Source organism: Pseudovibrio sp. W74, assembly GCF_001623085.1.
Classification (GTDB): Bacteria; Pseudomonadota; Alphaproteobacteria; order Rhizobiales; family Stappiaceae; genus Pseudovibrio.
The window spans coordinates 68,280-71,245 of the sequence record NZ_LMCJ01000062.1; the positions used below are offsets into that span (position 1 = coordinate 68,280).

At 46.2% G+C, this 2,966-nt stretch carries 5 protein-coding genes; all 5 read left to right on the plus strand.

Going from position 1 to position 2,966, the window contains the following annotated elements:
* A partial coding sequence (locus PsW74_RS29520) for a hypothetical protein (protein WP_208988181.1) occupies positions 1-639 on the plus strand: 639 nt, incomplete at its 5' end.
* A 9-nt stretch (positions 640-648) separates the two neighbouring features.
* Positions 649-1,392 carry a hypothetical protein gene (locus tag PsW74_RS26980; protein ID WP_063287000.1) on the plus strand — a complete coding sequence of 248 codons (744 nt, stop codon included), beginning with the start codon at positions 649-651 and terminating at the stop codon, positions 1,390-1,392.
* A gap of 280 nt (positions 1,393-1,672) precedes the next feature.
* The gene (locus PsW74_RS28550) at positions 1,673-1,963 is read left to right on the plus strand and encodes a PAAR domain-containing protein (protein ID WP_082830726.1); all 291 of its coding nucleotides are present in this window, start codon (positions 1,673-1,675) and stop codon (positions 1,961-1,963) included.
* Positions 1,953-2,165 carry a hypothetical protein gene (locus PsW74_RS26990; RefSeq protein ID WP_082830727.1) on the plus strand — a complete coding sequence of 71 codons (213 nt, stop codon included), beginning with the start codon at positions 1,953-1,955 and terminating at the stop codon, positions 2,163-2,165. Before PsW74_RS28550 ends, PsW74_RS26990 begins: the two co-directional genes overlap by 11 nt.
* 367 nt (positions 2,166-2,532) lie before the next feature.
* A partial coding sequence (locus tag PsW74_RS29525) for a contractile injection system protein, VgrG/Pvc8 family (RefSeq protein WP_275506027.1) occupies positions 2,533-2,966 on the plus strand: 434 nt, incomplete at its 3' end.

Below are 2,966 nucleotides of genomic sequence, written 5' to 3' on the forward strand. Positions count from 1 at the left end.
AATGAAATTCGCTTTGAGGATGAGGGAGGCCAAGAAGAAGTTCGGCTACATGTACAAAAAGACATGAACACCATGGTGCGTAATGACATGGCATCGGTCGTCTTAAACAATCGCTCCAGCTTCACGGCCAAAAACACGCTGGACGAAGTTCTTGGCAATGCCCATGTTGCCATCTCTGGGTCGGTAAATGTGAAGGTCGGCTCATCTTCACTTGCGGGGCTTGCATCCAAGCAAATTGGCGGTTCAGTGAATAAGGTTTCTCAGATTGGCAAGTCAATGGAAAACCACCTGTTCAACGGGTCGCAATCAGGGAACTACAGTATAGAAGCGGATAAAAATATAGTCGTGAATTCCGGCGCAAACTACTTTCAGCACGCCGGTAAAAATTTCAGCAAATCGGTAGCTCAAAACAGCTCTGAGAGCATTCTTGGAAACTCGACTGTCACAGTTGATAAGTCGATATCTTCGACTGCGAAGGAGTTTTATACGGTGGTCGCTGGCAAACGGCACACGATTATCTGCGGTGGCAGCAAAGTCATCATGAATGCAGATGGCTCAATACAAATGACCGGAACGAACATTTCTATCAATGCATCTTCAGAGCTTGTTTTGAGGGGCGGCAAGGTCAAAATCAATTAGGAACAGAAGATGGACAAGCTATCAAGCCGCGCAAATGCAAGGCTTCTCGCACTCTGCAATCTATTTGGCATCAGAAAAGAAGCGATAGAGGAAAATGAGGATTTTGCCTTAGCAATTCTCGTTAACCTTTACGCGATGCCCGTAATACCCGACAAATCTGAGCGTCGTCAGTACGGCAATGAGATCCTGCAAAATGCTCACTCTGCTTTTCCTCCCCAGAAAGGTAGTATGACAAGCGAGTTCCATGGTGGTGTGGCCAGCCAGGTCATCATGATGCAGGAGTTCCCGGCCTGGTATGCAAAGCTAGACAAGTCGCCAGCGGAGCTTGTTGAGATCTACAAAGATCTTGAAGCTACAGTATGGTGGCTGGAACGAGTAGGAATTGGCGTGGCGGGTGGGAGCGTTATAGGCGCTGGTAAAGTAGCAGCTACTGAAATGCTCGATACTGGTTCAATACGAGAGGGTATGAAAAAAGCAGGAAAACGGTTCATGGGGCAAGATGCATTGCTAGATGCCCTTAAAAAGCGACTTGGACAACATGCTCCAAAGCTAGCCAGAGCGGGCGGCGTTATAGGAGCGATTGTGATTGCGTCGGCGGTTGTGGCGTATCATGCAGCCAAGGAACAAATGGAAGAGATCAAATCCATAATGATGATAAAATATCAGAATGGAGAAGCTACACATGAGCAGTTCAGTGCTGTGTTCGCAGATGGTGTTGATCCTGAATACTTAACTCAGTATTGGGAAAAGTAATGAAGCTTAAGTTGAAATCATCGTCAATTAATATTATCACTATAATCTACGGAATATTACTATATTCTCTCTATATATTAATATATAATGATGTTGAATTGTTTGAATTCATATCTATTGCGATTTTTGGTATAGTTACATCCGTATTATTTCACTTCCTTTTTATCGAAGAAATCAAATCACCTAGCGAAGATAAAGATGAAAATGCAGATTAGCTGGTTGCGGATTGGTCTGACATTTTTTGCTCGTAAACATTTAATTATAATCTATGGAAGCCTTCATGCCTGCTGCATATCGTAAAGGTGACATAGCCTCTGGTCATGGGTGCTTTCCACCAACTCCGTCAGTTGCAGGAAGTCCAGATGTGTTTGTCAATCAAATCGCCGTTGTGCGTGTTGGGGATAGCGTTGCTCCACACGGCTGTAAAAAATGTCCTTCGCACGGACGATCTATGAGTGCTGGATCAGGCACCGTTTTTGTAAATGGCCGGGCGGTATGCCGAGTCGGGGACGCCGTTGCTTGCGGAGGATCAGCATCAGTCGGGTCAGGAGATGTTGAAATTGGCGGATAATAACATCACTCCAACACTTGGAGCATTCGACTTGGGTGAAGGGCTGACACCAGTTGACATCTGGCAGGGCCTGCATGCCAGTGAGCCTCTGTGGATGGCCTCCGCAGGCATTGAGGGAGGCGATGAAAACCAGAGCCGGATTGATGAGACCGATCTGAGCCTTTTGGGGCAAGGACAAGATCGGTCGAAAATCGTACGGTAAGACAGACAAACAGAGAACGTTGGAATGTTCAAATGGATATCTACCTATTTTATAGCCAAGTAATTTATCGCTATCCGTAAACGGACATTATTAGGCACTTTACTGACTATAAAAAATAAATTTCTTAGCGTACGCCTGCGAACAAAATTTGTTCTGGCCCCGAGTACGCTCAGCCTCACGCAAAGTTACTGGTGTAATGGCAATCACAATTTAATATTGACTGAGGCAGCAGCAAGAGGTGGTCAAGTTTGCTTTTTTGGGTATTGGAATGTACTTCACCCACGCAACCAGCAAACGAAACTGATTGATTTACTTATTACTTTAACCCCTAGCGATTGCTTCAAACCATTAGTCTGATGAGTTTGATATGAATGCTATTGTTCACCTGCCTGAGTTGTTTCAGGAACAGGACCTGGCCTTTACCTTCCATGCTCCGGCCTTGCCGGACAGCGAATTACTGGTGAGCCATTTTGCCGCCAGTGAGCAGATCAACGAGTTGTCCAACATCGACGTTACACTTGCCAGCCAGGATGCTCATATTGACCTTCATGCTTTGCTGGACACGCCAGCAACCGTGACGGTCCATCATAAATATCTCGGGCTCCGCCACTTTGCCGGAGTGATTTCCCAGATCGCTCGAGGCGACAGTGGTCATCACCGAACATCTTATCAGCTCACCTTGCAGCCCGCTGTGCACCGGCTTTCTCACAGCACAGACTGCCGGATCTTCCAGAAGAAAAGCGTGCCTGACATTGTGAAGATTCTGCTGAAGGAACATCGCATTGAAGATGTCATATGGCA